Below are 6,260 nucleotides of genomic sequence, written 5' to 3'. Positions count from 1 at the left end.
AAATTATCGACCGAATGCTTCGCCCCTACACTAATAACTAATAACTAATGACTAAATTATGGTTGAATATCTGATTTTTCTAGCTATTTCTGCTGCTACCTTTGCTCTCTTTGGACTAGGGCTGAATTTGCAGTGGGGTTTTACAGGTTTGATTAATTTTGGTCATATTGCTTTTATGACCTTGGGCGCATACACCACCGTTTTGTTAAGCTTAAAGGGTGTGCCTCTATTATTTTCAGCTATAGCTGGGGCAATTGTCGCCGCTTTGTTAGGTTTGGTAATTGGTTTTGCAACTTTACGCTTACGGGAAGATTATCTGGGTATTGTTACCATCGGGACTGGGGAATTAATTCGTTTAGTGGTTAATAACCAAGATTTACCAGTTGGTGATGCTTGGATATCTGGGGCTTTTGGTGTGCAGAGTTATCTTATACCCTTTAATACAACGCCAAATTTATTTGTTCGATTGTTGATGATTGGTGTACTTACCCTACTAACAGTTATTACTTTGTTTTCTTTAGTAGGCTGGGTGAAAACTGCTAAAAAATCCCCAAGCAACAAACAAGAATTCGTTTCTCGTTTGGTAGTGGGTATAATTTTAGGTTTGTTATCCGTAGCGATTTATGTGAGTGGTGTGATGGGACTGTATAACTACAATCCTAAAGCGGGTTTGATGCTGTTAGCATTATTAGTATTAGCATTTGTATTTTGGCGGTTAGAATTTTTAGTAAAATCTCCTTGGGGTCGAGTTCTCAAATCTATCCGCGAAGATGAAGAAATACCCAAAGCATTAGGTAAAAATGTCTTTTGGTATAAACTACAATCTTTAATGTTAGGAGGTGCGATCGCTGGTATTGCTGGTGCTTTCTTTGCTTGGCAACTTAGCGCCATTTATCCTGATAATTTTCAACCCCAACTCACTTTTGATGCTTGGATTATGGTGATTTTAGGCGGTTCTGGTAATAATATTGGTACAATTTTAGGAGCAGTAATTTATTTTGCTTATGATGCTTTAACACGAGAATTTTTACCAAGAATTGTCCCCTTAGATGTAGAACGCATTGGTGCTTTTAGAATTATGTTTATCGGTCTAATTCTTATGGTACTGATGATTTGGCGACCTCAAGGTATTTTAGGTAAAAAAGAGGAACTTACTCTTGGTAAGTAATACAGCAAGAAACAGGTAATACAAAATATTCAGTAGGAGATGGAGAAAATAAAGGGTTTGTTAAAATAGTTAATACAAGCAGTTTATAGGGAGAAATAGCCATGACAGTTGCTACGGCTAAAAAAATGACCTTTGAAGAATTTATTCAATTTGATGACGGTACAGATACTTTATATGAATTGGAGAACGGAGCATTAATTTCTATGCCTTCTGAAAGTGAGCTAAATTGTCGGATAGCGATGTTTCTAGTTGCCTATTTTCTGAAATTAGGTATTCCATATTATCGGTTAAGAATGAAAACAGAAATGGCTGTATATAGTCGTCTGGTGGGGGTGCGTGTTCCTGATTTGATCGTGTTTTCTGAAGAATTAGCTCAGGTAATGCAGGGTGCTACACGCTCTCTAATTTTAATGGATATGCCACCACCTTTGTTAGTTGTCGAGATAGTAAGTCCAAATCAGGAAAATAGAGATTATCGTTACAAGCGTTCTGAGTATGCAGCACGAGGTATTGCTGAATATTGGATTGTTGATCCGATGCAGCAAAAGGTAACGGTTTTAGAGTGGGTAGAAGGTTTTTATGAAGAGCAAGTTTTTACAGTTGATCAGACAATTGGTTCTCCTTTATTTACGGATCTCAAGTTAAATGTAGCTGAGGTTTTACAAGGATAAAATATAATCTTAATGGGTAATTGGTAACTACTCAAAATCATTTATAATAATTAATTAAAAGTTAAGTTGAGAAGAAAAACATCATGGTAAATAATATTGAAACTCCCCAACTTCCTCTATTAGCTGCTACCGGACTTTGTAAAAGTTTCGGTGGTATTCAAGCTGTTAAAGATGCTAATATCGAAGTTACTAAAGGTAGCATTACTGGTTTAATTGGTCCCAATGGTGCTGGTAAAACTACTTTATTTAATTTACTGTCAAATTTCATCCACCCAGATAAGGGAAGAGTGATTTTTGATGGTGAACCTATTCACAATTTACAACCATATCAAATAGCTCAACAAGGTTTAATTCGCACCTTTCAAGTCGCAAAAACTCTGTCGCGGTTGTCGGTATTAGAAAATGTGTTGTTAGCAGCACAAAAACAAACCGGTGAGAATTTTTGGCAAGTTCAATTTCAACCTCATATTGTTGCTAAAGAGGAAAAACAACTCAAAGAAAGGGCAATGTATTTGTTAGAATCTGTAGGGTTAGAAAAGAAAGCCAATGATTATGCTGGTGGTTTGTCTGGTGGACAGCGTAAGTTATTAGAAATGGGAAGAGCTTTGATGACTAATCCTAAGTTAATATTATTAGATGAACCTGCTGCGGGGGTGAATCCTAAATTAATTGATGATATATGTGATCGCATTCTCAAATGGAACCGTGAAGACGGATTGACTTTTTTGATTATTGAACATAATATGGACGTGATTATGTCATTGTGCGATCGCGTTTGGGTATTAGCAGAAGGACAAAATTTAGCCGAAGGTACTCCTACAGAAATTCAAAGAAATACCAAGGTTTTAGAGGCATATTTAGGACAATAAAGCAATACTTAATATGCCTAAAAAAATTAGAGAACTGAAAAGTTTATTACTGCAATCAGGTTTTACTTGCCGTACTGGTAAAGGTAGTCACACTAACTGGTATCATCCTTTGTTATCTGGGAGAGTGACTATATCAGGTAAAGACGGAAAAGATGCTAAAGAATACCAGGAAAAAGATGTTAATAATGCAATTAAAAAAATAGAAGAAATTAAAAAATCTCAAGAGGAAGAACAACATGAATAATCATTACACGATAATTATTCAATGGTCAGAGGAAGATAAATGCTTTGTAGTAAGTCTTCCTGAATGGGGAGAGTTTTGTCATACTCATGGAGACACTTATGAGGAGGCTTTAAAAAATGCTCAAGAAGTCTTAGAAATGCTGATTTCATCTTATTTAGAAGACGGACAACCTTTGCCAGAACCGCAAATTTTAGGAAAGTCATTAACAGCGGCTTAATTTGTAAGTATTCAGCTATAGCAATCGTTCATACTCAGATCCCCGACTTCTGAGATCAATTTATCATTTATGGACACAATCAATAAAAGAAGTCGGGGATCTTATTGCCTTACCTTAATTTTAATCCTCCTGTAGGTTGGGTTGACAGCGGAAACCCAACATTTCACTAATTATTTTAATTGGCTGTATTTTTACTTGCTATTATTCCTAAGTTATAACTTCCATATTGCCAATTTACTGCTGTTTTCTTTCTCTGAAAAGCACTTTGATTTTGAAACAACACAAAAGTCGCTACAGCTATTAAAAAATAACCAAAATATTTTTGCAATTTTTTAGCATCAATAAATTGAGATAAATAAGCACCTAAAAAACTGCCTAAACTAGCAGCTAAAATAAATGTTCCTATTAATTGCCAATCTAATTCAACTTGTCCTAAATATCCTAAAAATCCTGCCACAGCATTAACAACCAAAATTAACAAAGAAGTTCCAATTGCTTCTTTCATTGGCGTTTTACCCAAAATAACTAAAGCTGGAACAATTGCAAATCCTCCCCCAACTCCCACTAAACCCGTTAATATTCCTACTCCTAATCCTTCAGTTAACAACCATAACCAACAGTATCTACAAATAGGTGGTTGATAAATTTCTGCGTTTGGATTTTCTGGAGATGTTGGAGCAGTTTTTTGAAAACTTCTTTTAATCATTAAACTCGCTGCTAACAACATCATTATTGCAAACATAATCATTTGCAAGCTGTCAGTAATAAATGGTAAACCAGCTATTTTTGCTCCCACAAAAGCACCTAACATGGTAGCAGAACCAAAAATAAATGCTTTTTTAAAATTGATATTTCCCTTTCTCCAATGGGGAATTACACCAATTAAACTCACAGTTCCCACAATTACTAAAGTCATAGCAATTGCAGATTTAGTGGGTACTCCCATCACATAAACTAAAATCGGTAATGCTAAAACAGAACCACCACCACCAATTAAACCTAAACTAATACCAATTCCAGTTGCTAAAATATGTCCTAATATCCATGTCATCATAATTTGTAATTTGTAATTTGTAATTGACTTTCAGATCCCCGACTTCTCAAAGAAGTCGGGGATCTAATAACGCACACACAAGATTTTAATCACCCTGGTTATAAGGTAATTTAGCTAATAGCATTGCCATTGCACAGGTGTTACTTACTCCTGCAAATACTAAACCCGCACCTACAAAACCACTTAAAATTAAAAACCAGGGAGAAACAAATGCACCTAATACAGTTCCTGTAAATACTAAAGAACCTGCAACTATTTGTACTTGTCTCATTAAACTAATAGGAGCATTTTGATTAATTTGTGTTGGATATCCTGACTGTTTCCAAGCTGTAATTCCTCCTTGTAATTGGCTAAATTCTGAAAACCCAGATTGAATTAGTTTTTGTGCTGCTTGGTTTGAGCGATTTCCTGATTGACAGTAAATAACAATTTGTTTACCAGGAATTAAAGATATTTGTTCTGGCTGAAATTTAGATAAAGGTAAAAGTTGAGATCCAGGAATATGTTCGGCTGCATATTCTGAAGCTTCTCTTACATCTATTAGTTGGATTTGTTCTGTTTCTCTCAATTCTTTAACTGTAGCTGCATTAAGTAATTGCAATTTTGTATTGATAGATGTGGTCATTTTTTCTTTCCTGTTGAATTAATCAAATTAATTGTTAACTAAAACGTAAGTATTCAGCTATAGCAATCGTTCATACCCAGATCCCCGACTTCACCAGATCAATTTATCATTTATGGACAAAATAAATAAAAGAAGTCGGGGATCTTATCGCCTTACCTGAATTCTTACACTAAAACTTCATTACCGCAACGTAGATTTGCTGGAACTGCTGCCATCATTTTTTGCGGATTTGGTAAATTTAAACCGGACATAAATTTAATAAAACTATTGCGATTATGTCCTCTAAATCTAGGATTGTATTGTTTCTCTTCTCCAATTGTTGAAACTGTAAAACCCTTGTAATCATGTCCTGGATAAACTAAAATTTCATCTGCAAGGGTAAACAATTTTCGTGTGACTACTTCAAACAAAGTTCCTGCATCACCACTTTGAAAATCAGTTCTTCCACAACCACGAATTAATAAGGAATCTCCTGTTAATAATCTTTCTTGGTTGACTAAATAAGCTAGATGACTGTCTGTATGTCCTGGTGTGGCGATCGCTTGAATTATAATTGATCCCAGTTCTAGAATTTCTCCGTCTTTCATCTGTTTATCTGCACAACTCGCTGGTGCATTTTCTGGTACAACCCCCAAACATCCGGTTAATTCACGTAATTTACCCGTACCTGTGATATGATCTGCATGAATGTGAGTTTCCATACAGTAGTGCAATGTCAAACCTAGTTCCTGAATTAGTTGTAAATCTCGTTCTACCTGTTCTAATACAGGATCTACAAGAACTGCCGCTTTTGTTGTCTCGTCAGCTATTAGATACGTGTATGTACTAGATTCTTTGTCAAAAAGTTGGCGAAATAACATTTTTTTTACTTCCATTCATTTTTTTATAATTCAATCATATAACTATATGGTAGAATAATCAATATAAAGTTATAAAATTCTTTTAGTTTTTTATGTCAGAGATATATCCAGGCGCTCTTATTCAAGTTGCAGATTATTTTAAAGTGCTGTCTGAAGTTAGTCGGTTGCAAGTGTTGTGTTGTTTGAAAACTGGAGCGAAGAATGTAACCCAAATTATTGCGGAGACTGGACTAGGACAAGCGAATGTATCAAAGCATCTGAAGATTTTAACTCAAGCGGGTATTGTCAAACGAACACCAGAGGGAGTCAGCGTTATTTATGAAATTGCTGATCCTATCTTATTTCAGTTATGTGATTTAGTATGCGATCGCCTAGCCGTGAGATTAGAACAACAAACAAAGCAGTTAGAACAATTTAAGATGTGAGGGGAACAAGTAGGGGCGAAGCATTCGGGCGATAATTTATCGGTTTTTCCCCATGTAGGGGCGAAGCATTCGGGCGATAATTTATCGGTTTTTCCCCATGTAGGGGCGAAGCATTCGGGCGATAATT

The 6,260-nt window shown here is 35.6% G+C and carries 9 protein-coding genes; 6 read left to right on the top strand and 3 right to left on the bottom strand.

The window, feature by feature from the left end:
• The first annotated feature begins 58 nt into the window (after positions 1 to 58).
• The 5 genes from VB694_RS03300 (at position 59) to VB694_RS03280 (ending at position 3,169) form a co-directional block, all read left to right on the top strand.
• Positions 59 to 1,168, top strand: coding sequence for a branched-chain amino acid ABC transporter permease (locus VB694_RS03300; RefSeq protein WP_323358892.1), 1,110 nt, complete (start codon positions 59 to 61; stop codon positions 1,166 to 1,168).
• Between the two features lie 101 nt (positions 1,169 to 1,269).
• Positions 1,270 to 1,839 (top strand): Uma2 family endonuclease, encoded by a 570-nt coding sequence (locus VB694_RS03295; protein ID WP_323358891.1) that lies wholly within the window; start codon positions 1,270 to 1,272, stop codon positions 1,837 to 1,839.
• An 83-nt stretch (positions 1,840 to 1,922) separates the two neighbouring features.
• A complete protein-coding gene (locus VB694_RS03290) occupies positions 1,923 to 2,708 on the top strand; it encodes an ABC transporter ATP-binding protein (RefSeq protein WP_323358890.1) in 786 nt (261 codons plus the stop codon).
• Between the two features lie 13 nt (positions 2,709 to 2,721).
• A complete protein-coding gene (locus VB694_RS03285) occupies positions 2,722 to 2,952 on the top strand; it encodes a type II toxin-antitoxin system HicA family toxin (RefSeq protein ID WP_323358889.1) in 231 nt (76 codons plus the stop codon).
• Positions 2,945 to 3,169, top strand: coding sequence for a type II toxin-antitoxin system HicB family antitoxin (locus VB694_RS03280; protein WP_323358888.1), 225 nt, complete (start codon positions 2,945 to 2,947; stop codon positions 3,167 to 3,169). The genes VB694_RS03285 and VB694_RS03280 overlap by 8 nt, the downstream gene beginning before the upstream one ends.
• Before the next feature lie 175 nt (positions 3,170 to 3,344).
• Here VB694_RS03280 and VB694_RS03275 read toward each other — a convergent pair whose 3' ends face one another.
• The 3 genes from VB694_RS03275 to VB694_RS03265 all read right to left on the bottom strand — a co-directional run bounded on the left by VB694_RS03275 (position 3,345) and on the right by VB694_RS03265 (position 5,708).
• Positions 3,345 to 4,220: a sulfite exporter TauE/SafE family protein gene (locus tag VB694_RS03275; protein WP_323359000.1), complete on the bottom strand. Its 876-nt coding sequence runs from the start codon at positions 4,218 to 4,220 to the stop codon at positions 3,345 to 3,347.
• 88 nt (positions 4,221 to 4,308) lie between these two features.
• Complete coding sequence (locus tag VB694_RS03270) at positions 4,309 to 4,848, bottom strand: rhodanese-like domain-containing protein (protein WP_323358887.1); 540 nt, start codon at positions 4,846 to 4,848, stop codon at positions 4,309 to 4,311.
• Between the two features lie 164 nt (positions 4,849 to 5,012).
• A complete protein-coding gene (locus VB694_RS03265) occupies positions 5,013 to 5,708 on the bottom strand; it encodes an MBL fold metallo-hydrolase (RefSeq protein ID WP_323358886.1) in 696 nt (231 codons plus the stop codon).
• A 92-nt stretch (positions 5,709 to 5,800) separates the two neighbouring features.
• Here VB694_RS03265 and VB694_RS03260 point away from each other — a divergent pair, with 92 nt between their 5' ends.
• On the top strand, positions 5,801 to 6,133 hold the full coding sequence (locus VB694_RS03260) for a metalloregulator ArsR/SmtB family transcription factor (RefSeq protein WP_323358885.1): 333 nt from the start codon (positions 5,801 to 5,803) through the stop codon (positions 6,131 to 6,133).
• Positions 6,134 to 6,260: the final 127 nt, after the last annotated feature.

The sequence above is a fragment of the Anabaena sp. UHCC 0451 genome (assembly GCF_034931405.1).
GTDB lineage: Bacteria > Cyanobacteriota > Cyanobacteriia > Cyanobacteriales > Nostocaceae > RDYJ01.
Note: the sequence above shows the minus strand (reverse complement) of the source record. Positions and strands in the feature narration are given on the sequence as shown.